26 protein-coding genes are annotated in these 22,745 nt (G+C 67.3%); 18 read left to right on the forward strand and 8 right to left on the reverse strand.

Annotation, left to right across the window (positions count from 1 at the left end):
- The first annotated feature begins 77 nt into the window (after positions 1-77).
- A complete protein-coding gene (locus HCU64_RS18560) occupies positions 78-617 on the forward strand; it encodes a hypothetical protein (protein ID WP_233385669.1) in 540 nt (179 codons plus the stop codon).
- 9 nt (positions 618-626) lie between these two features.
- On the opposite strand, the gene HCU64_RS18565 is transcribed toward HCU64_RS18560, so the two are convergent.
- Complete coding sequence (locus HCU64_RS18565; RefSeq protein WP_233385670.1) at positions 627-1,007, reverse strand: hypothetical protein; 381 nt, start codon at positions 1,005-1,007, stop codon at positions 627-629.
- A gap of 426 nt (positions 1,008-1,433) precedes the next feature.
- Positions 1,434-2,237 carry a response regulator gene (locus HCU64_RS18570; RefSeq protein WP_147046735.1) on the reverse strand — a complete coding sequence of 268 codons (804 nt, stop codon included), beginning with the start codon at positions 2,235-2,237 and terminating at the stop codon, positions 1,434-1,436.
- Between the two features lie 187 nt (positions 2,238-2,424).
- Here HCU64_RS18570 and HCU64_RS18575 point away from each other — a divergent pair, with 187 nt between their 5' ends.
- Positions 2,425-2,649: a NepR family anti-sigma factor gene (locus HCU64_RS18575; protein WP_442785983.1), complete on the forward strand. Its 225-nt coding sequence runs from the start codon at positions 2,425-2,427 to the stop codon at positions 2,647-2,649.
- Between the two features lie 51 nt (positions 2,650-2,700).
- On the opposite strand, the gene HCU64_RS18580 is transcribed toward HCU64_RS18575, so the two are convergent.
- On the reverse strand, positions 2,701-2,877 hold the full coding sequence (locus HCU64_RS18580) for a DUF1328 domain-containing protein (protein WP_003599466.1): 177 nt from the start codon (positions 2,875-2,877) through the stop codon (positions 2,701-2,703).
- Between the two features lie 321 nt (positions 2,878-3,198).
- Here HCU64_RS18580 and HCU64_RS18585 point away from each other — a divergent pair, with 321 nt between their 5' ends.
- From HCU64_RS18585 to map, 4 genes are all read left to right on the forward strand, one after another.
- Entirely contained in the window at positions 3,199-3,366 is a 168-nt protein-coding gene (locus HCU64_RS18585; protein WP_233385671.1) for a hypothetical protein, read from the forward strand.
- Positions 3,367-3,683: 317 nt separating this feature from the next.
- The gene (locus HCU64_RS18590; RefSeq protein WP_233385672.1) at positions 3,684-4,748 is read left to right on the forward strand and encodes a DUF2865 domain-containing protein; all 1,065 of its coding nucleotides are present in this window, start codon (positions 3,684-3,686) and stop codon (positions 4,746-4,748) included.
- A 77-nt stretch (positions 4,749-4,825) separates the two neighbouring features.
- Positions 4,826-5,761, forward strand: coding sequence for an MBL fold metallo-hydrolase (locus HCU64_RS18595; protein ID WP_233385674.1), 936 nt, complete (start codon positions 4,826-4,828; stop codon positions 5,759-5,761).
- Between the two features lie 27 nt (positions 5,762-5,788).
- Positions 5,789-6,541 carry a type I methionyl aminopeptidase gene (map, locus tag HCU64_RS18600; protein ID WP_233385675.1) on the forward strand — a complete coding sequence of 251 codons (753 nt, stop codon included), beginning with the start codon at positions 5,789-5,791 and terminating at the stop codon, positions 6,539-6,541.
- 16 nt (positions 6,542-6,557) lie between these two features.
- On the opposite strand, the gene HCU64_RS18605 is transcribed toward map, so the two are convergent.
- On the reverse strand, positions 6,558-7,337 hold the full coding sequence (locus HCU64_RS18605) for a DUF1499 domain-containing protein (protein WP_233385677.1): 780 nt from the start codon (positions 7,335-7,337) through the stop codon (positions 6,558-6,560).
- A gap of 130 nt (positions 7,338-7,467) precedes the next feature.
- Between HCU64_RS18605 and HCU64_RS18610 the strand changes: the two genes are divergently transcribed.
- A complete protein-coding gene (locus HCU64_RS18610) occupies positions 7,468-7,950 on the forward strand; it encodes a MarR family winged helix-turn-helix transcriptional regulator (protein WP_233385679.1) in 483 nt (160 codons plus the stop codon).
- 91 nt (positions 7,951-8,041) lie between these two features.
- Here the strand turns inward: HCU64_RS18610 and HCU64_RS18615 are convergent, their stop codons facing one another.
- A complete protein-coding gene (locus tag HCU64_RS18615; protein ID WP_183506406.1) occupies positions 8,042-8,227 on the reverse strand; it encodes a general stress protein in 186 nt (61 codons plus the stop codon).
- 350 nt (positions 8,228-8,577) lie between these two features.
- On the opposite strand from HCU64_RS18615, the gene HCU64_RS18620 reads away from it, so the two are divergent.
- Positions 8,578-9,030: a Crp/Fnr family transcriptional regulator gene (locus HCU64_RS18620; RefSeq protein ID WP_233385680.1), complete on the forward strand. Its 453-nt coding sequence runs from the start codon at positions 8,578-8,580 to the stop codon at positions 9,028-9,030.
- A gap of 12 nt (positions 9,031-9,042) precedes the next feature.
- Here HCU64_RS18620 and HCU64_RS18625 read toward each other — a convergent pair whose 3' ends face one another.
- Complete coding sequence (locus HCU64_RS18625) at positions 9,043-9,480, reverse strand: VOC family protein (RefSeq protein ID WP_233385681.1); 438 nt, start codon at positions 9,478-9,480, stop codon at positions 9,043-9,045.
- A 192-nt stretch (positions 9,481-9,672) separates the two neighbouring features.
- Here HCU64_RS18625 and HCU64_RS18630 point away from each other — a divergent pair, with 192 nt between their 5' ends.
- The 8 genes from HCU64_RS18630 to greA all read left to right on the forward strand — a co-directional run bounded on the left by HCU64_RS18630 (position 9,673) and on the right by greA (position 18,060).
- Positions 9,673-10,314, forward strand: coding sequence for a L,D-transpeptidase (locus tag HCU64_RS18630; RefSeq protein ID WP_233385682.1), 642 nt, complete (start codon positions 9,673-9,675; stop codon positions 10,312-10,314).
- 765 nt (positions 10,315-11,079) lie between these two features.
- Positions 11,080-11,232 carry a DUF3096 domain-containing protein gene (locus HCU64_RS18635; protein WP_147046745.1) on the forward strand — a complete coding sequence of 51 codons (153 nt, stop codon included), beginning with the start codon at positions 11,080-11,082 and terminating at the stop codon, positions 11,230-11,232.
- 141 nt (positions 11,233-11,373) lie between these two features.
- Positions 11,374-14,037: a pyruvate, phosphate dikinase gene (ppdK, locus tag HCU64_RS18640; protein WP_233385683.1), complete on the forward strand. Its 2,664-nt coding sequence runs from the start codon at positions 11,374-11,376 to the stop codon at positions 14,035-14,037.
- A 243-nt stretch (positions 14,038-14,280) separates the two neighbouring features.
- Positions 14,281-14,538: a hypothetical protein gene (locus tag HCU64_RS18645; protein WP_233385684.1), complete on the forward strand. Its 258-nt coding sequence runs from the start codon at positions 14,281-14,283 to the stop codon at positions 14,536-14,538.
- A 132-nt stretch (positions 14,539-14,670) separates the two neighbouring features.
- Positions 14,671-15,627, forward strand: coding sequence for a cell wall hydrolase (locus HCU64_RS18650; RefSeq protein ID WP_233385685.1), 957 nt, complete (start codon positions 14,671-14,673; stop codon positions 15,625-15,627).
- A 228-nt stretch (positions 15,628-15,855) separates the two neighbouring features.
- Positions 15,856-16,452, forward strand: a complete 597-nt coding sequence (locus tag HCU64_RS18655; RefSeq protein ID WP_233385686.1) for a hypothetical protein — start codon at positions 15,856-15,858, stop codon at positions 16,450-16,452.
- A gap of 113 nt (positions 16,453-16,565) precedes the next feature.
- Positions 16,566-17,552 carry an acrylyl-CoA reductase (NADPH) gene (acuI, locus tag HCU64_RS18660; RefSeq protein WP_233385688.1) on the forward strand — a complete coding sequence of 329 codons (987 nt, stop codon included), beginning with the start codon at positions 16,566-16,568 and terminating at the stop codon, positions 17,550-17,552.
- Positions 17,553-17,595: 43 nt separating this feature from the next.
- Positions 17,596-18,060, forward strand: a complete 465-nt coding sequence (gene greA / locus HCU64_RS18665) for a transcription elongation factor GreA (RefSeq protein WP_233385690.1) — start codon at positions 17,596-17,598, stop codon at positions 18,058-18,060.
- Here greA and HCU64_RS18670 read toward each other — a convergent pair.
- Complete coding sequence (locus tag HCU64_RS18670) at positions 18,044-18,952, reverse strand: LysR family transcriptional regulator (protein ID WP_233385692.1); 909 nt, start codon at positions 18,950-18,952, stop codon at positions 18,044-18,046. The two genes, greA and HCU64_RS18670, sit on opposite strands and share 17 nt — an antisense overlap.
- A 158-nt stretch (positions 18,953-19,110) precedes the next feature.
- Between HCU64_RS18670 and wrbA the strand changes: the two genes are divergently transcribed.
- Positions 19,111-19,710 carry an NAD(P)H:quinone oxidoreductase gene (gene wrbA, locus HCU64_RS18675; RefSeq protein ID WP_233385694.1) on the forward strand — a complete coding sequence of 200 codons (600 nt, stop codon included), beginning with the start codon at positions 19,111-19,113 and terminating at the stop codon, positions 19,708-19,710.
- A 129-nt stretch (positions 19,711-19,839) separates the two neighbouring features.
- Here the strand turns inward: wrbA and HCU64_RS18680 are convergent, their stop codons facing one another.
- A complete protein-coding gene (locus HCU64_RS18680) occupies positions 19,840-20,847 on the reverse strand; it encodes an L-threonylcarbamoyladenylate synthase (protein WP_233385696.1) in 1,008 nt (335 codons plus the stop codon).
- A 129-nt stretch (positions 20,848-20,976) separates the two neighbouring features.
- Between HCU64_RS18680 and HCU64_RS18685 the strand changes: the two genes are divergently transcribed.
- A complete protein-coding gene (locus tag HCU64_RS18685; protein WP_233385697.1) occupies positions 20,977-22,740 on the forward strand; it encodes an acyl-CoA dehydrogenase in 1,764 nt (587 codons plus the stop codon).
- Positions 22,741-22,745 lie beyond the last annotated feature (5 nt).

The raw sequence follows: 22,745 nt of genomic DNA on the forward strand, positions 1-22,745 counted from the left end.
TGGGGGCCGCCACACTAACGGCCCGATGCACGGTCAGTAACCCGAGCATCTGCCCTTCTGCCAAAACACCGCACGCGATGCTCGATCCCGCCACCATCGTTGCCACGCCCGCCACCGGGCGCGCCTGTGGCGCCTGCACGCTGTGCTGCAAGGTCTACGACGTGCCGGCCGTGGAGAGCGTCGCCGGTCAATGGTGCCGCCATACCAGGACCGGCAAGGGCTGCGGCATTCACGCGACGCGGCCCGACCATTGCCGCAACTTCCATTGTCTCTGGATGACCGAGAGCTGGCTCGGCCCGGAATGGAAGCCGGACCGCGCCAAGATGGTGCTGACGCTCGATCCGGTTACCCGCTTCATGAACGTGCAGGTCGACCCCGGCCAGCCGAACGGCTGGAAGCGCGAACCGTATTACGGCCAGTTGCGGCGCTGGGCCGCGGCTTCGCTGCCGCTCAAGCGCCACGTCCTGGTTCACGTGAACAAGATCACGACGGTGGTTCTGCCCGACCGAGACGTGCTGCTCGGGACCTTCGCCGACGGCGACCGCCTGGTCGCGCGCGAGCGGATGACGCCCTCCGGGCTGACGGCCGATGTCGAGAAGGTCGGCCTGTCCGCCTGAAGCCGGGCGTCAGACCATGCAGCGGCCGGGCACCATGCGGCGTGCCTCGGGGCCGACGAGCGAGCTGAGCGGCGCCTCACAGCCTTCGCGTGTCATACGGCGGGGCTTCGGCAGCATCTCACGCTCGCTGGCGCTCTGCCCGACATTCGCAGGAGTGGTGCGCGGGGCAGGGCGCGCCTGTGACGTCTCGGAGGCCGTCTCGCGATGGATCGGGCTGATGGCCAGCGACGCCGGACGCGTGCCGGGAAGCGAGGTCGCGAGCCGGGCGGCGGCCGCAGCAGCCTGCGGAACGACCAGCCTGTCGGCGCTTGCACGCACCGAGGGAAGCACGAGGAGCGTGAGGATCGCTGCCGGTCCACCAACGCCGAGAAGGAAGCCAGACCGGAGCATCGCGATGCACTCCAAAAGAGAGCTTGACAGGTTGTCATTACAACTCCGGTGCGTCGGCTCGGTTCCTCGACTGTTACGTTTCCGTTAAGCTTTCGTTTTCCGACCGTTTCGACTTGATACCTGTAGTCTCTCCGAGCCCGGTTATCCCCGCTCTGCGCGTTGCAAAAATGCCGCGTCGATCAAAAATTTTGCGCAGCGGCTATCCATGGGAGGAACCGGCCGCGCCCGGTACCGTTGTGTCATCACCCGGCCACCTGGTCCTCCCCGCATTCCCCTTGTGCATCGGCCGGAACCTCATCGACGGGCTGGAGATTTCCAGCCCGTTTTTTCGTGCGCGCTGAGCGGCACACGGCATAACGAAAAGCCCCGGCGGATGATCCGCCGGGGCTTTATATGTCGAAGGAAACGTGGCGACGCCCAAACGGCTCAGGCCGACTTCGCCTCGCGGCGGCGGGCGCTCTGCTGGAAGAACAGCGCCTGGCTGATCACCGCAGAGACGTTGGCGGGCTGGAACGGCTTGGCGATGAGGAAAGCCGGCTCCGGGCGCTCGCCGGTGAGGAAGCGCTCGGGATAGGCGGTGATGAAAATCACCGGCACCTCGAAGGTCTTCAGGAGATCGTTGACGGCGTCGAGGCCCGAGGAGCCGTCGGCGAGCTGGATGTCGGCCAGGATCAGCCCGGGACGCTTGCCGTCGGATGCGAGCTTCACGGCCTCGGTACGGGTGCGGGCAACGCCGATCACGTTATGGCCGAGACCCTCGACGAGCGCCTCCAGATCCATGGCGATCAGCGGCTCGTCCTCGATGATGAGGATGTCGGTGGCCATGTCGGCGGCGAGTTCGCGGCCGGCCTCGTCGACCAATTCGCGCACCTCGGTGACGTCCACGTCGAGGATGATCGCCGCGTCTTCCTCGGAGAAGCCCTCGAGGCAGGAGAGCAGGAAGGCCTGGCGCGGCAGCGGCGTGATCTGCCCGAGACGGATCTCGGCCGGAAGATCGTGCTGGACCTGCTCACTGCTTCCGTTGACGGAGAGCGAGTTCCAGATGCGGGTGAAGACCCGGAAGAGATCGGCCTTGACGTTGGTGCTGCGTCCGAGCGTTTCCGGCTCGTTGACCAGCGTTTCGAGCGTGGCGGCCACGTAGGCATCGCCGGCGACCTGACTGCCGGTGAGCGCCCGGGCGTAGCGGCGCAGATACGGCAGATGCTGCACGACGAGTTGTGCTGTCGACATGAGTTCCCCTGAGCCTTCGCCGCTCTTCGTGTTGCTTCCGCCCTAACGCGAACCGCCGCGCTCCGTTCCGCGCCCCAGCGGAACTCGCGCCGAACCGAGGCGTTTCCGCACGAGCCATGACTCAAGTTCAGCCGTAAAACAATCACGGCCGACGCCGCTTCAGAAGGCGTCCAGGGGATCGAACCGGATGACGGAAGACAAGAAGGCCGGCGGCCTCCGCGCAGGAGGTTCGTTGACGGCCTCGCCTATGCCGGAGCCAGTCCGCCCACTCGGAAAACAGGCCCACCGGCGGATCGGTGTCCATTTGCGTTCGATGTACGAGTCCGTCGTTCAACAGCCGATCCCGAGCCGCTTCACCGATCTCATCGCCCAACTCGAGGACGGCCCGGCAGAGGCCTCGGATCAGCCGTGACGACGGGACCTCTCCTCGGAGAGGCCCCGGCAGTCTCGGGCGCGGTACGACCTACAGGGTCGGCGAGCGCCCGCGCATCAGGCCGATGACGGCCGAAATCGCGAACAGAACGATCGCGACGAAGAAGACGAGCTTGGCGGCTTCCATGGCCGTACCGGCGATCCCGCCGAACCCGAGCAGGGCGGCGACCAGGGCGACCACGAGGAATGTTACGGCCCAACCGAGCATGTGCTGGTTCCTTCTTGAATAGTCGGCGCGGCACGGACCGCGTCCTCTTGAAGGAAATAACGTCAAGGTTCGAGATACAGTTCCTCTGCTGGCAATGATGCGCGAGGATTGTTTACGTAGTGGTCAGCCTCTAATCGCCGCGGACGGCTCGCACGAAGGCACGGGCAAGAGGCCGAGGTGCCTCGCAGGCGGCGTCTCTTGATCTTGCTGTGGTCCTCTGGCCTATCATGTGTTCGGCGCAAATCACGGCTGCAGCCGGAACCGACTGGCACGGAGCCGGGTTCGTCACCATCTCGGGAAGGACACGTTGTGGGAGCCGTGATGAAGCAGACCCGATCAGCCTCCGCGAAGCGCCAGCCCAGCATCGGCAAGTGGATCGATGCCGCGGCCGAAGGTCTCGGACGCCTGCTCGAGGCGCTCGGTCCTCAGCCGCAGCTCAAGCCGATCCCGGTCAAGGTGCGTTCGGGGCGCACACCGGGCGGCCGCTGAGCGCCGTCCCGATGTTTCGAATGAGCTTCGACGCCGCTGGAGAGACCAGCGGCGTTTTTGTTTTCTGAGCCGAGATCTCGAGGAGTGCGGGCCGTCAAGCGGCCGAGCAGGCGCGCCTGCGCAATCTTCCGGGTACGTGAGCGGCAGCAGACCCGAGTTTTTCACCACATCCGGTCCGCTCCCTGATTGCAGCCGCGCTTTGCGCTCGACTAAGCCTGCACGGAGCAGCTCGCGGTCGAGGGAGGGCAGACCGCTGTTGCGGTCCACCGGCCTCAGGTCCCCGATCGAACGACCTGCCGGCGCGGAGTCTCGTCCAGATGGAATTCGGCAAGCGTAGGCAGCCCGACTGTCCGGCGGCCCTCGTGTCGGGCGGCAAACCCGCTCAACGCCAGCGCATCGTCCGAACGGCTCTGGCCGGCCTGATCCTCGGCTTCGGCGGCGTCACTGCGGGCACGAGCCTCGTCCAGGCGTCTGATCGGGGCGGCGTGTTCGACTTCTTCGGCCAGCTCTTCGGTGCACCACAACGCCAGGTCGAAGCCTACCCGGCGGAGATCCGCCCCGCGCCCCGTCGCTATTCGTCGCTGCCGGATGCCCGCCGCGTGACCGAGACGCGCCAGCGCCATTATTCGCCGCGGCCGGTCTCCCTCGTCGATCTGGACGGGCGGTCGAAGCGAGCCCAGGCCCGGCGCAAGGGCAAGCCCATGGCCGCCGGTCTATCGGACAGGCCCGTCTCTGCGAGCGGTCCCCTGAGCGTATGCGTACGCACCTGCGACGGCTACATGTTCCCGCTCGGTGCCCGCCACTCCCAGCAGGAGGTGCCGACGCATGAGGCCGCCTGCGCCGCCGCCTGCCCGGACGCGCCGACCGCCCTCTACACGCTGCCCTGGGGCAAGACCGAGCTCGACCAGGTCGTCAGCCTCAAGGGCCAACCCTATCTCGCGGCAGCCTGGGCGAACGTCTACAAGACGAAGCGGGTGGAGAGCTGCAACTGCCGCGCCCCAGGCAGCACCGCGGCCCCACTCTCCATCGAGCACGATCCCACCATTCGACCCGGCGACATCGTCGCCACCGAGACCAGCGCTGCCGTGGTGACGCGCCTGTCGAAAGGCGACGTCGAGGTCGAAGACTATCGCAGCACGAAACGGCTGAGCCCGGCCGGGCGCCGCTTCGTCGAGTTGCGTATCGGCGCCCTGCGGCGGGACGCCGCCGAGCGCTCGTTCCGGCGCTCCATGCGGACGGTCACGGCCGCGAACGACCGCGTCCGCGTCGCAGACGCCTCGGGCGCCCAGGTCCGCATCGGATCGGCAGAGGGCGAGCCGGCGCTGAAGACAACCGGTTTCGCGCCCGTGCGGGTGCTGGTCCCGTCTCCCTTCGTGTACTGAGCGCGACCGGGCGATTTGTGGTTCGCCGCGGTCTGTCGTAGGCGGCCGGCGACCCGTTCCCAACCTCCGCGACAGACATGGCGACGACCGACACGACCGGCACAGCAGCGCCGGAACCGGCTTTCGATCCGGCTCTTCCGGCCAGCGGCACGCTCGAGCAGCTGACGCCTCTCGTGCGCCGCCGGATCTGCGCCAATGGCGGCCCGTTCACGGCGAGCGGCACCTGCAGCTATATCGTCGGGCGAGGCGAGGTCGCGGTGATCGATCCCGGCCCGGACGATGCGGACCACGTCGCCGCGCTGGTCTCCGCCACCAAGGGCGAGAGGGTCTCGGCCATCGTCGTCACGCATACCCATCGCGACCACTCACCGGGCGCGCGCCGCCTCCAGTCGCTGACCGGGGCGCCGATCGTCGGATGCGGACCTCATCGCGCCGCACGCGAGCTGGCGGAGGGAGAGTTCCCGCATCTCGACGCCAGCGCAGACCGCGAGCATCGGCCGGACCGCGAACTCGGCGATGGCAGCACCGTCACCGGCGAGGGCTGGACACTGACGGCGCTCGCCACGCCGGGCCACACGATGAATCATCTGGCCTTTGCGCTCGCCGAGGAAAACGCCCTGTTCTCCGGCGACCACGTCATGGCATGGTCGACGACTGTGGTGGCGCCGCCCGACGGGTCGATGCGCGCCTATATGAGTTCCCTCGACAAGCTGCGCGACCGGCCCGAAACGATCTTCTGGCCCGGCCATGGCGGCCCGGTGCGCGATCCACGTCGCTTCGTCCGCGGCCTCGCCGGCCATCGGCGGCAGCGCGAGGCGGCGATCCGCGCACGCATCGCGGCCGGGGACCGCGACATCCGCGCGATCGTGCTCGCCGTGTACCAGGGGCTTGCCCCGGCCCTGCGCGGCGCGGCCGCGCTCTCCGTCTTCGCGCATCTCGAGGACATGGTCGCCCGTGGTCTCGTGCGCAGCGACGGGCCGCCTCGCCTCGATGGGGTTTTCGAGCCGGCGTGAGTCCGCGTCTCGACGAAGGGAAAAAGCATGACGGTGTCGAGCGACGACGAGCTGACGGCGCTGAAGCTGATCGGGCGGATCGTGGCCGATGCGCTGGCAACGATGGGCAAGGCCATCGAGCCGGGCATGACCACCCGCGAGCTCGACGCGATCGGGCGGCGGGTCATGGAGGCGGCCGGGGCGCGGCCGGCCCCGGAACTGGTCTACGGCTTTCCCGGGGCGACCTGCATCAGCGTCAACGAGGAGGTGGCCCACGGCATCCCCGGGGATCGCCGGATCATGCAGGGAGACCTCGTCAATATCGACGTCTCCGCGGAGAAGGACGGTTATTTCTCGGATACCGGCGCATCCTTCGCGGTGCCGCCCGTGACGCGAAAGGTCGAGCGGCTCTGCAAGGACGGTCGCCGGGCGATGTGGACCGGCCTGCGCGAGGTCGGTGCCGGCAAGCCGCTGGCCGGCATCGGCAGGGCCGTCGGCGCCTTCGCCAAGAAGAACGGCTATACGCTGGTGCGCAACCTCGCGAGCCACGGCGTCGGCCTGTCGCTCCACGAAGAGCCCACCGAGATCGCGACCTGGCCCGATGCCTCCGAGCGCCGTCTCATGGAGGAGGGGCTGGTCTTCACCGTCGAGCCGTTCCTGTCGCTCGGCGCTACCTTTGCCGAGGACGGCGACGATCCCTGGACCCTCTACAGCCAGCCCAACGCGCTCACCGTCCAGTACGAGCATACCGTCGTCGCCACGCGCAATGGGCCGCTGATCCTGTCGATGCCCAGCCAATAGGGCAGGGGCTCGTCGTCTACTTCAAGGCGATGGCGAGGTTGGCGACCTCGTCGAGATAGGCGCGGATACGGTCGGCGTTGTCGCCGAGGTCGCGCGCGCCGAGGCGCGTCGCCGAACGCACGTCGATGCGCGCCCCGTCGGCCCGCGGGCGGACCCGCACGGTGATGTCGGCGGGAAGGTTGAGGACCCGGCTGCGCGCGATCGCCTCGATCCGTCCGTTGCCGACGCGGCCTCCCGGACGGATTGCCTCCACGATCTGCCACTTGCGGTTCACCGCCGCCTTGCGGGCTAGCTCGAAGGCCTCGTCGGGTTCGACATCGAGGGTCAGCGGCGCGATCTGCGTATACGCGGCGCGCTGGGCCTCGCGCGCTTGCGGGCCGGGATCGGGCGGATAGCGCCCATCACGCGCCGCGAAGGCCACCCGCGAACGGGAGAAGGCCGGGGGCTGGTCGAGATCGGTGGAGACGTCGGTGATGGCCGGCAGGCGCAGGCCACGCAGGGCGGCATAGGCGGGATAGGCCAGCACCAGGGCGGCGATGAAGACGCCGAGGATGGCAGCGCCGATGCCGCGCGCCCCCTCGCGCCAGCCCCGCACGAAGGCGAATCCGGCAAAGACGAGGGCCAGCCCCGCCAGCACGACGCCGCTGCCGAGAACTGCCAGCGCCGGACCCGGTTCCGCGCGCTGGCTGCGCACCATCACGAGGGCGATGACGCTCACCAGGGCAGCGAAAAAGGCCATGCTTCGGGCATAGCCGCCGGCGCGGGTGACGGGATCCTGGATGGGCTGTCGGCGCATGTGGCGGAGTCGGCTGTGGATCCGAGGCCTGTCGAAACTCGGACGCACGCTACAGGGCGGTGAACACCCACGCCAGTGAGCAAGGCTGCGACTGCCGCGCCCGAATGGGCTCTGCTACAAGCCGGAGATCATGCCGAGCCAGAACGCCCCCATCGATCACCCCGCCGAGACGTCGGCGACCGATCCGATGCGGGTTTGGTTCCGTTTCGTCCGGCTGCACCGCCGGGTCACGGCCGCGGTCGGCGCAGAGCTGCGCGCGCTCGGATTGTCGATCCCCCAGTTCGACGTGCTTTCGACCCTCACGGAGCAGGAGGGCCTGACCCAGCAGGATCTCGCCGGCCGGCTCTATGTCACGAAGGGGAACGTCTCGGGGCTGATCGACCGGCTCGTCGAAGCCGGTATGGTCGAGCGACGCGCCATTCCAGGCGACCGACGCTCCCACGCACTGCATCTCACCGAGGTGGGATCGAAACTGGCGAAACAGGGGCTCGCCGTGCAGACCGCCTATGTCGGCCGCACGCTCGGCCGGCTCGATTCCGGCAGTATCGCGGAGCTCGAACGACTCGTGCTGCTCTGGCGCGAACACGCACGCAGCGACACTTCGGCAGCCTGATCAGTCAGGCCAACCCAAGTCGCAAGGCATCATCCGCGAACTGGAGACCAGCAGGCGTTAGGCCGGCCCCAGCTTCACGGGTCTGACAACATCATTCGCCGGCGCGGCCGGTCGACTGACCTCCCTTGCGACCGGCTGTCGAGGCAAGCTCGCGGTCCTGGGAGAATGAGCGCTTGTCGGCGGGCACCGACCGACCGCCCTTGCTGGCGATTTCACGCTGCCGCTCTGCGTTCATCGACGCAAAGCCTCGCTTCGAGGTGGAATTACCGGATGCCATCAGCGCCTCCTCGGCTAAGTTTTCACAACCGGACAACCGGCAGCCAATTCGATGGTTCCTTGGCTGTATCCGTGCCCGAGACCCGAAACTCAGTACCGTTCACTCGTTTGGCGGGTCGCCAAGCTTGGGACATAGGAAGTCAAGCGTGAGCGGAAACCGGCAGATTGCAAAAAAGTGCATGTTCGCGCGAAGTTGAGGTGCATAACCTCACATACCGGGCGCAGCGGAGCGGATCTGGCGGTGTTCGAGATTTTTGACAGGCAGGACGTCAGCCGCTACGCGCCGCATGATCGGCCGGCCGGAGCGCATCGTGACGCGCGGCTGTCGGCAGGGGATCATCCAGACAGATCATGACGCTCGACACCGAGGTCTCATCCCTCAAGCAGGTGCCGCTGTTTCGCGAGGTTGAGCCGTCGCGGCTGAAGCTCCTCGCCTTCACCAGCGAGCGCGTGAATTTCGAGAGCGGGCAGCGGTTCTTCTCGCAGGGCGACGAATCCGACGCGGCCTTCCTGATCCTGGAAGGCTCGGCGGCCGTGTCCCTGGACGGCCCGCAGGGCGCCGTTCAGCTCGCCCTGCTGGGCGCGGATGCGCTGGTCGGAGAAATGGGCATCCTCGCCGACCAGCCGCGCTCGGCAACGGTGATCGCCGAGAGCGCCGTGACGGCGTTGCGCATCGACCGCGGCGTGTTTCTGGAATTGCTGGCCCAGTTTCCGCAGATCGGCATCGCGGTCATGCGCGAACTGGCTCTGCGGCTCGAGCAGACGAACCGCCAACTCGCCAGCCGACCGGGCGGCGACCGGTAAGCAGGCCGGCAATCACTCGTAACTGATGAATTCCATCAGCGAGCCGTCCGGATCGCGAAAATAGACGCTGCTTCCTGGACCCGCCGCCCCGTTGCGGTCCACCGGCCCGAGTTCGACCGGAACACCGTGCCGGGCAAGATGCGCCATGGCCTCCTCGATCGGGCCGGACCAGCGAAAGCAGAGATCGCTGCCGCCGGGCTCAACCGGCTTCGCAGCGACGGGATCGCCGATCTGCCCCGGACCATGCACGTTGAGCTGGATTCCGCCGAAGCGGAACCGCACACCCTTGCGGAACGGCACGACCTCGGCGCCGAGCACGTCGCGATAGAAGGCCGTGGACCGCTCCCAGTCCGAAACGTGGATCACGCAATGGTCGAGATGGATCGCCGGGCTGAGGCCGGCCACCGGCGCGGGGCCGGATTCATCGAGGAAAGTCTGTGGGTCGGCCATGCCTGTCCTGCTCCCGCTTTTCACATCGAAATCGTCGTCGCTGCGCTCTGCCACGAGACGAAATAGGGCAGCCGCCGCCGCAATTGCGCGCCCTCTTCCCCGGTCCCTGAGGCCTCGAAGACACAACCTCCTGGGTCGAGGCCGGGTATCGAAGGGGCCCGAGACCGACCCGCAAAGGCTCCGAACCGATCGATGCGCGCCAGCCGGATCCTCTTCGCCCTCCTCGCCATCGTGCCACTGGCGGCGTGCCAGTCCCGCATGCAGAGCGCAGGCCTTGACGACGAATCGGCCTGGTACACCGGCACGATGCCGGACAAGCCCTATGACGTTCCCCTCGTCGATACGTCGCGGCTCGATCCGAAATTCCGCCGCCAGACCGTCCGCTACACCGGCGCCGAGAAGCCCGGCACCATCGTGGTCGACATCGACAAGCGCCAGCTCCAGCTCGTGCAGGAAGATGGTTCGGCGCTCCAATACGGCGTCGGCGTCGGCAAGCAGGGCTTTTCCTGGAAGGGCGAGGCCCGCGTCGGCCGCAAGGGCGTGTGGCCGGATTGGAGCCCGACCACGACCATGGTCTCGCTCAATCCCGACCTGCCGCGCACCCTCAAGGGCGGCATCGACAACCCTCTCGGCGCGCGCGCGCTCTACCTCTACCAGGGCAACCGCGACATTCTCTTCCGCATCCACGGCACCAACGAGCCCTGGAGCATCGGCGAGCAGATGTCGTCCGGCTGCGTGCGCATGCTGAACGAGGACATCGTCGATCTCTACCAGCGCGTGCCAGTCGGAACGACGGTGCTGATCAAGCGCAGCGGCAAGTACCGCGGCGCGTAGCGCCCCGACGCGTCTTCGCCAGGCGAGACGCCCGCGCATTGGACCAAAGGGACCGGCGCGCCCGAATACAGGGCCGCCCCACCATGCTCATGCATGGCTTCCTTCGCTCGAAGGAAGAATACGGCCGTCCTAAGCCTTGACAAAAATCCTATTTTGTGATTGATGTCTGAAACCAACCTCCCGTCACCATCGGGGGAGCACCGCGGGGTCGAGGGCGGGGCTCCTGGGAGATTTGGGCGATGCCCGCGTCGGCAGTCTCACCCGCTGCCGCCCCGGGCGGGAAAGGTCGACGCAAGGTCTGCCCGGGTCGTGGCGGGGTTCGGCGAGGAAATGCGCCGGGCTTTGGCCGACCCCTCCTGGGCGACACCGAGATGCTGTCGGCACCGTCCATTACGAGGCGGTGCGCACGGAAGGAGGTGCCACGCAACGGTTCGGGGATGGGGGCTTCTCAGGGAGCCCGGCACCCGAACGAGTTGAGCGACAGGTCGACATCACCGAAGAGCATCGCGACGTAAAACCGGCCCGGCAGCCTCTCACGAAGGGCTCTCGGACCGCGGGACGCCGGGGACCCCCGCCTCTCGTGATCACGCGTGTCGACATGGGTCCGCGGCGTCCCGCGTCTCCCCGATCCGACACTTTTCGGGCCATGCCTCCGGCGGAAAGCCGCGCGGGGACGAGAGCGCCTGCGCGGTCCCTTGGCGGGGAACCAGACGAGCATCCATGCGTCTTCCAAGGCGGCCAAGCTTGGCCGCGCGGAGCCTTTCGATGACCATCACCGTCGCTCATCTGCAGCCGATCATCGCGATCCTGGCCGGCATCCTGATCCTCGTCATGCCGCGGCTGCTCAATTACATCGTCGCGATCTACCTGATCGCAGTCGGCGTCATCGGCCTCGGCCTGTTCCGGCATCTGTCCTGAGCGGCGACATCGGGGGAAAACCGTTACTGGATCGGGCCGGGACGCGAGCCGTTCATCTTGCATTGCATCATGAGGTGGTCCAACCCCCGCAACGAGGCCAAGCCCTTTGCCGGCGACACCACGATCTGACGGACGAGACAGATGACGAAATGGGTCTATTCCTTCGGCGACGGCAAAGCCGAAGGTGAATCGGCGATGCGCAACCTGCTCGGCGGCAAGGGCGCGAACCTCGCCGAGATGTGCAATCTCGGCCTGCCGGTGCCTCCCGGCTTCACCATCACCACCGAAGTCTGCACGGCCTACTATGATAACGGAAAGACCTATCCGGCAGAGCTGAAGGACGCCGTGAAGGCGGCCCTCGACAAGGTCGGCGCCATCACCGGACGCACATTCGGCGATGCGTCGAAGCCGCTGCTGGTCTCGGTTCGCTCGGGCGCCCGCGCCTCGATGCCCGGCATGATGGACACGGTGCTCAATCTCGGCCTGAACGACCAGACGGTCGAGGCCCTGGCGAAGGACGCCAACGACGAGCGCTTCGCCTACGATTCCTACCGCCGCTTCATCACGATGTACTCGAACGTCGTGCTCAACGTGGAGCATCACGCCTTCGAGGAGGCGCTGGAGCACTACAAGGAAGAGAAGGGCTTCGACCTCGACACCGAGCTCGCCGCTGCTGACTGGAAGGCCCTGATCGGCACCTACAAGACGATCGTGAAGAAGGAGCACGGCTCCGACTTCCCGCAGGGAGCCGAGGACCAGCTCTGGGGCGCGATCAGCGCCGTGTTCGATTCCTGGATGATCCCGCGCGCGAAGAAGTACCGCGAGCTGAACAACATTCCCGAGAGCTGGGGCACGGCCGTCAACGTCCAGGCCATGGTGTTCGGCAATATGGGTGACACCTCGGCCACCGGCGTCGCCTTCACTCGCAACCCGTCGACCGGCGAGAGCGCGCTCTACGGCGAGTTCCTGATCAACGCCCAGGGCGAGGACGTCGTTGCCGGCATCCGCACCCCGCAGGACATCACCGAGAAGGCCCGCCAGGAGGCCGGCTCCGACAAGCCTTCCATGGAGAAGGCGATGCCGGAGAGCTTTGCCGAGCTGACCCGCATCTACGGGATCCTCGAGAAGCATTACCGCGACATGCAGGACATGGAGTTCACCATCGAGAATGGGAAACTCTGGATGCTGCAGACCCGCAACGGCAAGCGCACGGCCAAGGCGGCCCTGCGCATCGCCGTCGAACTCGCGGGCGAGGGCCTGATCTCGAAGGAAGAGGCCATCCGCCGGATCGAACCGGGCAGCCTCGACCAGCTCCTGCATCCGACCATCGACCCGAAGGCCGAGCGCAAGATCATCGCCACCGGCTTGCCGGCTTCGCCCGGTGCGGCAGTCGGCGAGATTGTGTTCAATTCCGAGGATGCCGAGGCCGCCCGCAAGGCCGAGCGCAAGTGTATCCTGGTGCGTGTCGAGACCTCGCCCGAGGACATCCACGGCATGCATGCCGCCGAAGGCATCCTGACGACGCGCGGCGGCATGACCAGCCACGCGGCCGTCGTCGCCCGCGGCATGGGCAAGCCCTGCGTCTCCGGCGTCGGCTCGATCCGCATCGACTACAAGGCCCAGACCCTGACCGTCGGCGGCGTCACGCTGAAAGCCGGCGACAAGCTCACCATCGACGGATCGACCGGCCAGGTGATCCAGGGTGAGGTCAAGATGGTCGAGCCCGAGTTGTCGGGCGAGTTCGCCGCCCTGATGGAGTGGGCGGATGCCGCTCGCACCATGAAGGTGCGTACCAATGCCGACACCCCGAGCGACGCCCGCGCTGCCCGCAACTTCGGCGCCGAGGGCATCGGCCTCTGCCGCACCGAGCACATGTTCTTCGAGGGTGACCGCATCGTCGCTGTCCGCGAGATGATCCTCTCCGACGATGCCGAGGGCCGTAAAGCGGCGCTTGCCAAGATCGAGCCCTACCAGACCGACGATTTCGTCGAGCTGTTCACGATCATGTCGGGCCTGCCCGTGACGATCCGGCTGCTCGACCCGCCGCTGCACGAGTTCCTGCCGCATACCGACAAGGACGTGACGGAATTCGCTCACACAGTCGGCGTCCCCGAGGAGCGGGTTCGCGCCCGCCTCAAGGAACTCGACGAAACCAACCCGATGCTCGGCTTCCGCGGCTGCCGGTTGGCGATCGCGTATCCTGAGATCGCCGAGATGCAGGCCCGCGCCATTCTCACCGCCGCTGCCAAGGCGGCGAAGCAGACCGGCAAGCCGGTCACGCCGGAGATCATGGTGCCGCTCGTCTTCACCAAGGCCGAGTTCGATATCGTCAAGGCGCGGATCGATGGCGAGGCGAAGAAGCTCGGCAACACGGTCGAGTATCAGGTCGGCACCATGATCGAGCTTCCGCGCGCAGCCCTGCGCTCGGCCGAGATCGCGGAATCGGCGGAGTTCTTCTCCTACGGCACCAACGACCTGACCCAGACCGCGCTCGGCATCTCGCGCGACGATGCCGGCACCTTCCTCGGCTCCTACACCAAGGCCGGCATCATCCCGTCCGACCCGTTCGTGACGATCGACCGCGACGGCGTCGGCGAGTTGGTGAAGATCTCGGCAGAGCGTGGCCGTTCGGTCCGCAAGGGGATCAAGCTCGGCATCTGCGGCGAGCATGGCGGCGATCCCGCCTCGATCGCGTTCTGTCAGGAGGTCGCGCTCGACTACGTGTCGTGCTCGCCGTTCCGCGTGCCGATTGCGCGCCTCGCGGCCGCTCAGGCGGCCCTCGGTGAGGGCGGCAAAAACGCCTGAGGAGCTGCCGTTTTCAGGCGCAGAACGCCTGGACTTTAGGCAAGCGGCGACGGGCGATTGTGCAACGGCGCAAGGCGGTTAACGCTGCCTTAAGCCTGTTTCGCGCTTCGCCGTGGAAGCTTTGCAATATTTTTTGTTCGGCACCGTCGAACCCCTGTCGCTGCGGCACGTTAACTGCTAGCGAAGCCGCGTGCGCGAGCGCACTTGTCGGCTGTCCGACCGGGGCTCGCGGGACCTCCTACGATGTCTGATCCGACCTCGACTTCCGCGATCCTCGACGGTCGCGTACCCGACGGCAGCCGCGCGATGCAGACCGCCTGTCTCTTGGCGCTGGGCTGCTTCGCCACGGCACTCACAATCTTCGTAGTGACCCTGCTGGTCTGGGATCACAACGACCGTATGGCCGGGCGCATGATCATCGGCATGCAGAAGGGCAATGGCTATCTTCCGATGGTCGCCTCTCAGTTCATCGCCACGCACGGGCAGCCCAAGGGCTTTTGAGCACGCGTCTGCTCCCGAGCCTTAACCTCACCTCAACCATGACGAGCGATATCTGGGCGACTGCCCAAATGATCGCGTGGTCTCGTTCGATCCTGCGCGCGGGCTATGAATTCCTGACGCGGGTCTTGTGGCGTGGCGACGAGGCGGGTTCGAGGCGGGCGTAGACGCCAATCGGGACTAGGCTGGCTGGCGGCCGCGATGATCCCGTGGGCGGCCGGGGCCGGTCTTCTGATCTCCTTCACGGCTTCCGCCGGCACCGACCACATGTTCGGCCTGCGCCCCAGCAACCTGTTCGAGCGCGATGCCCGCTTGGCGCAACGACCGCCGCAGGGCGTCACGCCGGGCGGAAATGCCGGGCGTGCGGCCTGGAGCCGCGACCAGGCACCCGACGGCTTCATTCCCGTCCCTGACCTCGGACTGGGCGACCCGCAGAACGGCCTCGAGGCGGATGTTGAAGCCCTGGAGGAATCCGACGGCGCCACCCCGGCAGTTCCGAGGGCCGTCGCCCTGTCCTCGGTGACGCCGGCTCCGGCGGATGCGGTGCCTATCGAGGTCGCCGCGGCCAGCCTCGCATTGCCCGGCTTCTCGCCGCGGCTCGACCACGAAGCGGCTCCCGCGCAGACGCCCGGGGAGGCCGAAGCCTCGCAGCATCGCTACGCAGACCTGATCCAGCCCGATGCGATGGACCGCGAGCAGCGCTGCCTCGCCGAGGCGGTGTATTTCGAGGCCCGCAGCGAGCCAGAGGAAGGGCAGGCCGCCGTGGCGCAGGTCGTGCTCAACCGCGTGAAGAGCGGGCTCTATCCGAGCAATGTCTGCGGCGTCGTCTATCAGAACCGGCACCGCTACATGGGCTGCCAATTCTCCTTCGCCTGCGAGGGCAAGTCGCTGCGCATCACCGATGCCGCCTCCTGGCAGACCGCCACCCGCATCGCCGGCGCCGTGATCGAAGGAAAGACCTATCTCAGCGAGGTCGGCGGCGCGACGCATTATCACGCGAACTACGTCCGCCCGGGCTGGTCGCGTCGGCTCAAGAAGATGGACGTGATCGGCCGGCACATCTTCTATCAGCTCAAGCGCGGGCAGACCTGAGTCTCGTCCGCCGCATTTAGCTTGCCGAATGCGTAAAATGCCGAAGTTTTCCGTAGGGAATACGCAAGTTTTCGATACCTGCGTAGTCCTGGCCATAGGTTAATTTTACCGTCTTCCGCAATAGAACTTGCCGTGACTGCAACTTGACCGCTTCCTGCGCGTCGAGGACCGCGAGCTGCCCACAGCCGCACCCCGTATCGCGCAGCGTATCAGATCGAGGATGCCGTCATGACCGCGTCGGTCAGCCGTACCACCACACTAGCCACGACCTTCGCCGCAGCCCTGGCCGGCGCCGCATTCTTCGCTGCTCCGGCTGCAGCCGGCGGCTGCTACGGCACGGAATGCTACCGCCGGGTCACCACCCCGCCGGTCTTCGACACCGTCTCCGAGCAGCGCCTCGTGCGCCCGGCCCGCACCGTCTATCGCACCACGCCGCCGGTCTATGACACCGTGTCCGAGCGCGTGATGGTCTCGCCGGGCGGCCGCCACTGGCAGACGAGCTACGACGCCTACGGCCAGCTCGTCGGCTGCTGGATCAGCACGCCGCCGCGCTTCGCCGTGCAGACCCGTCGCGTCCTCGTCCGTCAGGCCGAGGTGATCCCCGAGACGCTCCCGCCGGTCTATGCCAATTATTCGCGCCGCGTGATGGTGCAGCCCGCCAGCTCGCAATGGGTGCCGGCCGGCGGCGGATATGGTGGCGGTTTCGCTCCGGTTGGCCTGCGCGTCGGCTCGATCCCGGATGCCGTCGGCATCACCGGCGCATCCTCGGCGGATGTCGGCGTCGGCCTCGGCTTCTCGTCGGGCAGCATCTACGACGGCTACTGAGCCTCGCACACACCAAGCCTCGATGCGGCCTCGGCGCGTTCCCCCTCCGGGGCCGTCTTGATTCGGGCTCAGTGCGCCGTACCTCCAGACCCGCTGCTAGCGGGAGACGAGCAATGGCGACGTTCAAGGCCTGGGTGGTTGAGAAGAGCGAGGGCGGCCAGAGCCTGAGCTTCCAGGATTTCGACGAATCCGGGCTCATGGACGGCGACGTCACCGTGCGCATCACCCATTCGGGCCTGAACTACAAGGACGACCTCGCCATGACCAGCAAGATGCCGGTGGTGCGCCGTTTCCCGATGATCCCCGGCATCGATTTCTGCGGCGTCATCGAAGGCTCGAACGACCCGGCCTGGAAATCGGGCGACACCGTGGTGCTGACCGGCTGGGGCGTCGGGGAGACGCATCTCGGCGGCTTCGCCGAGCGCGCCCGCGTCAAGGGCGGCTGGCTGGTGCCGCTGCCCGACGGCCTGTCGCCGGCCCAGGCCATGGCCATCGGCACTGCCGGCTACACCGCCATGCTCTCGATGATCGTGCTGGAGAAGCACGGTCTGACGCCTCAGACCGGTCCCGCCATCGTCACCGGCGCCTCTGGCGGCGTCGGATCGGTTGCGGTCTCGCTGCTGAAGCGAGCTGGCTGGCACGTCATCGCCGCGACCGGTCGTGAAGGTGAAACGGATTACCTCAAGAGGCTCGGCGCCGCCGAGATCCTCGACCGGGCCGAGCTGGCCGGTGATCCGAAACCGTTGGCCAAGGAGCGCTGGGCCGCCGGCATCGATGCAGTCGGCTCGAAGACACTCGCCAACCTGCTGGCCATGACGAAGGGCGGCGGTGCCATCGCGGCCTGCGGCAATGCGGGCGGCATGGACCTGCCCTCGTCGGTCGCGCCGTTCATCCTGCGCGGCGTCTCGCTCATCGGGATCAATAGCGTGACGACGCCGCAGCAGCCCCGTCGCGAGGCCTGGGCGCGGCTCGCCAAGGAACTCGACCTCGATGCGCTAGCCGAGATGACCGAGACGGTGGGCCTGAAGGATGTCGGCGATCTGGCCGAGACCATTCTGGCCGGACAGACACGAGGCCGCACAGTCGTCGAGATCGGCTGAGCGCAAGCGGAACTGTTAGGGCTGCCCGCGCATTGCACGTCTCATGAGTGTAGCATTCGTTCGCGAGAAAGAGGGTGGCGAGGCGTTCGAGGATCTTCCCGATCGCCCGATCTCCCCACACACCAACTTCGTGACCAAGGAAGGCCTCGCCCAGATCGAGGCCGAGGTCGCGCGGCTGGAGGCCGAGAGCGCCAAGCTCGACCACGACGACAAGGCGGAGACCGCCCGCGTCTCGCGCGACCTTCGGTATTGGTCGTCCCGTAAGAATTCGGCGCAGCTAGTGGAGAAGGTCGAGGGCGACACCGTGCATTTCGGTTCGACCGTGACCGTGGTTCGCGAGGACGATACGAAACAGGTCTTCCACATCGTCGGCGAGGACGAGGCCGACCCGGCCAAGGGCTCGATCTCCTATGTCGCGCCGCTCGCGCGCGCGATCACCGGAAAGTCGGTCGGCGACACCGTCGAGGTGAACGGCCACGAGGTCGAGATCGTCAAGGTGTCGGCTTAGTCGGCTCCGCTGGAGCGTCGAGACGCCCCTCGAAGGCGCGGCGCATCGGCAGAATCGCGTCCGCCATGAAATCCATGAAGGCGCGCACGCGCATGGCGTGGCGCAGGTCGGGATGCGTGAGCAGCCAGAGATCCGATGCATTGGCCGGCTCGGGCTCTTCGAGTCGGCAGAGATCCGGACACCGGTCACCGATATAGCAAGGCAGAATGCCGATCCCGATACCGGCCAGCACTGCCTCGCGCAGGCCCGTCACGGCGTTGAGCTGCAAGGCGATCTCGCGCACATCGGATCGGTCGCGCAGCATGCGGGTGAAGCGTCCATCCGCCACCTGCGCGCCCAGTGCCACCCACCGCGTACGGTAGGCGTTGTCCTGTAGACGATCGTGCCGCCCATAGACGGCCCAGGCAATGCCGGACAGTCGCCGCCCCACGAGGTTCGCAGGGGGATTGCTGGTCGCACGGATCGCCACATCGGCATCGCGGCGCGACAGGTTCAGCGCCTCCTCGGACATCACGACGTCGAGTCGCACGTCCGGATAAGCCTCCCGGAACCGCGCGAGAAACGGCATCAGCAGGTCGGTGACGAAGCCGGCCGGCGCTGTGATGCGCAGCTCGCCCGAGGGCGTCAGCGTGCGGCCGAGCACCTCCCGGCCGAAGCGCGCCACATCGGTCTCCATGCGCTCCGCTGCCTCGACCATAGCGAGGCCAGCCGGCGTCGGCGCGTAGCCCGAGCGCGAGCGTTCGAAGAGCTGGGCGTCGACGGCGGCCTCCACGGCAGCCAATCGGCGGAAGGCCGTGGAATGATTGATGCCGAGATGGGCCGCGGCATGGGTCAGGCCGCCGCGATCCGCGATGGCCTTGACGAGGCGAAAGTCATCCCAGGCGAGGCTCATTGGACGGGCTTCGACAGCTGATCGGCAATTCTGCAAACGACTTCTTGCAGATCAGGGCATTTTCGCAATCGCCGAGCGGGGCGATGTATCCCGTCAAGCAGGCGTCCGCGCAGCGCGGACGACCCGGATCCGTTCGAGACACGACAGGAGTTCGCGCGATGGCAAAGGTTCTGGTGCTCTACTACTCGTCCTGGGGCCATGTGGAGGCTCTGGCTCATGCGGCAGCCGAAGGGGCCCGCGAAGCCGGTGCCGAGGTGACCGTGAAGCGCGTGCCCGAACTGGTGCCCGACGAGGTCGCCAAGCAGTTCCACTACAAGCTCGACCAGGCGGCGCCGATCGCCACGCCGGATGAGCTCGCCAACTACGATGCGATCATCTTCGGCACCCCCACCCGCTATGGCAACATGGCCGCCCAGATGAAGCAGTTCCTCGACCAGACCGGTGGTCTGTGGGCGCAGGGCAAGCTCGTCGGCAAGGTCGGCTCGGTCTTCGCATCGACCGGCTCGCAGCATGGCGGGCAGGAAACCACGATCACGAGCTTCCACACCGTGCTCCTGCATCACGGCATGGTCATCGTCGGGTTGCCCTACGCCTTCCAGGGGCAGATGGGCGTTGAAGAGGTGAAGGGCGGCACGCCCTACGGCGCCACCACGATCGCCGGGGCCGATGGCAGCCGTGCGGTCAGCCCGATCGAACTCGACGGTGCCCGCTTCCAGGGCAAGCACGTCGCCGGCATTGCAGCCAAGCTCTCCGCCTGACGAAGCCAAGAAAAAAGGCTCGCATTGCTGCGAGCCTTGGGAAGGAAAAAGGCCATTGGGGGCTGAACTGGCCTTCGTGATTGGACAACAGCCTTTCCAGGAAACGGTTCCGCGAAAGTTCGAAAAAAATCAGCGAGGCGCAGCGGCCCGGCTCAGGCGGTCGTTGATAGCCTCGCCGAGACCCTTCGACGGGATCGGCGCCACGGCGATCGTGGCAGCGCCCGATGCATCCAAACGACGCAGCATTTCGAAGAGCTGTGCAGCCGCTTCGGCGAGATCGCTTGCAAGACTCAGGTTCTCGACGGCCGTGGCGGCGGCGAGGCCATCGGGCCGGAATGCTCCGAACAGCAGCGCGGCTTCACCAGCAGAGACGAGCTCGGCATCCAGCCGCACGGCGGCACGCGGCGCGTAGTGCGAGGCAAGGAGACCCGGTCCGATCGGACGACCCTCGTCGGACGCCGCGAAGACGGGATCGACGCCGAGGACGCGCCGCAGCTCTTCACGCGTGATTCCGCCTGGCCGCAGCAGGCGAGGCTGGCCGCCGAGACAGGCAATCACCGTCGACTCGATTCCGATCGGGCAGGGGCCGCCATCGAGCACCGCGGCGATGCGGCCATCGAGATCCCCCAGCACGTGCTCGGCAGAGGTCGGGCTGACGCGCCCGGAGCGATTGGCTGATGGCGCGGCAATCGGCCGGCCGACGCGCGATAAGACCTCGCGCGCGACCAGATCTCCCGGAACCCGCAAAGCCACGCTCGGCAGCCCGGCGCGGGCGAGATCACAGACCGAGCCGCCAGCCGCGACCGGCAGCACGAGTGTCAGCGGCCCAGGCCAGAAGGCCTCTGCCAAGGCCGAGGCGGATTCGTCGAACACGCCCTCCCGTCGAGCCGAGGCTGCGTCGGGCAGATGCGAGATCAGCGGATTGAAGCGGGGCCGATCCTTGGCCGCGTAGATCGCGGCGACGGCCTTCGGATCGGAGGCGTCGGCGCCGAGCCCGTACACGGTCTCGGTAGGGATCGCGACGACTTGCCCGGCGCCGAGCAGCCGCGCCGCCTCGGCGATCCCGTCTGCGTCCGCTGCAAGGCGCGACGTCGTCCGCGTGGCCTCCGACAAGCCGATTGATCCGTGATCGTTCATATGTAAACTATCTGCGCAAGGCAGCCCGCCTGTGGCCGCCCCGCAGCTTCGGTCGTAAGAGGTGGCCGTAGCCGTCCTCAGTCGCGGACGTCAAATCAGCGCCGAGCCAACCGGCGCCGGAGGAACTCGATGAGCTATCGCGCGCCGGTCGAGGACATGGTGTTCACCCTGCGCCACGTCGCAGGGCTCGACGGCGTCCTGGCTCAGGGCGGCCACGAGATGGCATCCGAGGACATCTCCGCCATCCTCGAGGAAGCCGGCAAGTTCGCGAGCGGCGTGATCGCTCCCCTAAACCGCACTGGCGACCGTGAGGGCGCCCGCTTGCAGGACGGTGTGGTGACGACCGCACCGGGTTGGCGCGCGGCCTATCGCGCCTTCGTCGACGGTGGCTGGAACGGCCTCGGCGCCTCGGCCGAGCATGGCGGTCAGGGCCTGCCGAACCTGATGGCGGCGGCCTGCACGGAGATGTGGAACGGCGCCAACGTCAGTTTCAGCCTCTGCCCGCTTCTGACCGCCGGCGGCATCGAGGCGCTTGCCCAGCACGGCTCGGCCGAGCTGAAGGAGCGCTACCTCGAAAAGCTCGTCTCCGGCGAGTGGACCGCGACCATGAACCTGACCGAGCCGCAGGCGGGCTCGGACCTCGCGCTCCTGCGCACCCGCGCCGAGCCGGACGGGGAGGGGCGTTACCGGATCACCGGCGCCAAGATCTTCATCACCTACGGCGAGCACGATCTCACCGACAACATCTGCCATCTGGTCCTCGCGCGCCTCAAGGACGCGCCGGCCGGCACCCGCGGCATCTCCCTCTTCCTCGTGCCGAAAGTCCTGCCGGACGGGACGCAGAACGACCTTCGCTGCTCCGGCCTGGAGCACAAGCTCGGCATCCACGCCTCTCCGACCTGCTCGATGGCGTTCGGAGACCAGGGCGGCGCCATCGGCTGGCTGATTGGTGAGGAGAATCGCGGCCTCGCCTGCATGTTCACGATGATGAACTCGGCCCGGCTCAATGTCGGCCTGCAGGGCGTCGGCGTCGCCGAGGCCGCCTACCAGCAGGCGCTCGGTTATGCCCGCGATCGGCGACAGGGCAGGGCGCCCGGCGATTCCGCACCGACCAGCGCCATTATCGGCCATCCCGACATCCAGCGCATGCTCCTGACCATGAAGGCCTCGACGGCGGCCGCGCGCGCCATCTGCTACCTCACCGCCCAAGCGCTCGATGCCGCCGAAGGCCCGGAGGGCAAAGCCGCCAACGACCGCGCATCGCTGCTGACGCCCGTCGCCAAGGCCTTTTCAACGGACATCGCCAACGAGGTGACCTCGCTCGGCGTCCAGGTGCATGGCGGCATGGGCTTCATCGAGGAGACCGGCGCGGCCCAGCTGATGCGCGATGCCCGCATCCTCGGCATCTACGAGGGCACCAACGGGATCCAGGCGATCGACCTCGTCACCCGCAAGCTGCCGCTCAATGGTGGCGCCACCGTCCACGCCCAAATCGCAACGATGCGACGGGTCGCGGAAGGACTGCTCAAGGATGGCTCGGAGGCCTTCGGCACCTCGGTGTCCCGGCTGCGCGAGGGCATCGGCAGCCTCGACCGCGCGACCAGCTACCTGTTGAAGATCGTCGCCTCCAATCGGCCGGAGGCCGCACTCGCAGGCGCCACGCCGTATCTGCGCCTGTTCGGCCTCGTCCAGGGGGCTGCCTGCCTGGCACAGGCGGGCCTTGCCGCGAATGCCGCGCTCAAGGCCGGCGACACCGATCCCGCCCATGCCGGCCGCATCGCGCTGGCGCGATTCTTCGCAGAGAACCTGCTGCCGGCGGCGGGCAGCCTGGAGCAGACCGTCATCGGCGGCGGGTCCTTCCTGGATGATGCCACCTCGGCGCTGGCGAGTTGAAGGGC

Origin of the sequence: Methylobacterium sp. C25, assembly GCF_021352225.1 — a bacterium.
Taxonomy (GTDB): Bacteria; Pseudomonadota; Alphaproteobacteria; order Rhizobiales; family Beijerinckiaceae; genus Methylobacterium.

Coding starts and splice junctions, on each gene's coding strand:
- HCU64_RS18580 (WP_003599466.1), bottom strand. CDS start 2,877: ATGCTCGGTTGGGCCGTAACATTCCTCGTGGTCGCCCTGGTCGCCGCC.
- wrbA (WP_233385694.1), top strand. CDS start 19,111: ATGGCAAAGGTTCTGGTGCTCTACTACTCGTCCTGGGGCCATGTGGAG.
- HCU64_RS18605 (WP_233385677.1), bottom strand. CDS start 7,337: ATGCGCCGACAGCCCATCCAGGATCCCGTCACCCGCGCCGGCGGCTAT.
- HCU64_RS18685 (WP_233385697.1), top strand. CDS start 20,977: ATGAGCTATCGCGCGCCGGTCGAGGACATGGTGTTCACCCTGCGCCAC.
- HCU64_RS18630 (WP_233385682.1), top strand. CDS start 9,673: ATGCGCGCCAGCCGGATCCTCTTCGCCCTCCTCGCCATCGTGCCACTG.
- HCU64_RS18620 (WP_233385680.1), top strand. CDS start 8,578: ATGACGCTCGACACCGAGGTCTCATCCCTCAAGCAGGTGCCGCTGTTT.
- HCU64_RS18595 (WP_233385674.1), top strand. CDS start 4,826: ATGGCGACGACCGACACGACCGGCACAGCAGCGCCGGAACCGGCTTTC.
- HCU64_RS18615 (WP_183506406.1), bottom strand. CDS start 8,227: ATGGCATCCGGTAATTCCACCTCGAAGCGAGGCTTTGCGTCGATGAAC.
- HCU64_RS18625 (WP_233385681.1), bottom strand. CDS start 9,480: ATGGCCGACCCACAGACTTTCCTCGATGAATCCGGCCCCGCGCCGGTG.
- HCU64_RS18590 (WP_233385672.1), top strand. CDS start 3,684: ATGGAATTCGGCAAGCGTAGGCAGCCCGACTGTCCGGCGGCCCTCGTG.
- greA (WP_233385690.1), top strand. CDS start 17,596: ATGAGTGTAGCATTCGTTCGCGAGAAAGAGGGTGGCGAGGCGTTCGAG.
- HCU64_RS18680 (WP_233385696.1), bottom strand. CDS start 20,847: ATGAACGATCACGGATCAATCGGCTTGTCGGAGGCCACGCGGACGACG.
- HCU64_RS18570 (WP_147046735.1), bottom strand. CDS start 2,237: ATGTCGACAGCACAACTCGTCGTGCAGCATCTGCCGTATCTGCGCCGC.
- HCU64_RS18635 (WP_147046745.1), top strand. CDS start 11,080: ATGACCATCACCGTCGCTCATCTGCAGCCGATCATCGCGATCCTGGCC.
- HCU64_RS18645 (WP_233385684.1), top strand. CDS start 14,281: ATGTCTGATCCGACCTCGACTTCCGCGATCCTCGACGGTCGCGTACCC.
- HCU64_RS18655 (WP_233385686.1), top strand. CDS start 15,856: ATGACCGCGTCGGTCAGCCGTACCACCACACTAGCCACGACCTTCGCC.
- HCU64_RS18560 (WP_233385669.1), top strand. CDS start 78: ATGCTCGATCCCGCCACCATCGTTGCCACGCCCGCCACCGGGCGCGCC.
- HCU64_RS18610 (WP_233385679.1), top strand. CDS start 7,468: ATGCCGAGCCAGAACGCCCCCATCGATCACCCCGCCGAGACGTCGGCG.
- HCU64_RS18670 (WP_233385692.1), bottom strand. CDS start 18,952: ATGAGCCTCGCCTGGGATGACTTTCGCCTCGTCAAGGCCATCGCGGAT.
- HCU64_RS18565 (WP_233385670.1), bottom strand. CDS start 1,007: ATGCTCCGGTCTGGCTTCCTTCTCGGCGTTGGTGGACCGGCAGCGATC.
- HCU64_RS18585 (WP_233385671.1), top strand. CDS start 3,199: ATGAAGCAGACCCGATCAGCCTCCGCGAAGCGCCAGCCCAGCATCGGC.
- acuI (WP_233385688.1), top strand. CDS start 16,566: ATGGCGACGTTCAAGGCCTGGGTGGTTGAGAAGAGCGAGGGCGGCCAG.
- ppdK (WP_233385683.1), top strand. CDS start 11,374: ATGACGAAATGGGTCTATTCCTTCGGCGACGGCAAAGCCGAAGGTGAA.
- map (WP_233385675.1), top strand. CDS start 5,789: ATGACGGTGTCGAGCGACGACGAGCTGACGGCGCTGAAGCTGATCGGG.
- HCU64_RS18575 (WP_442785983.1), top strand. CDS start 2,425: ATGACGGAAGACAAGAAGGCCGGCGGCCTCCGCGCAGGAGGTTCGTTG.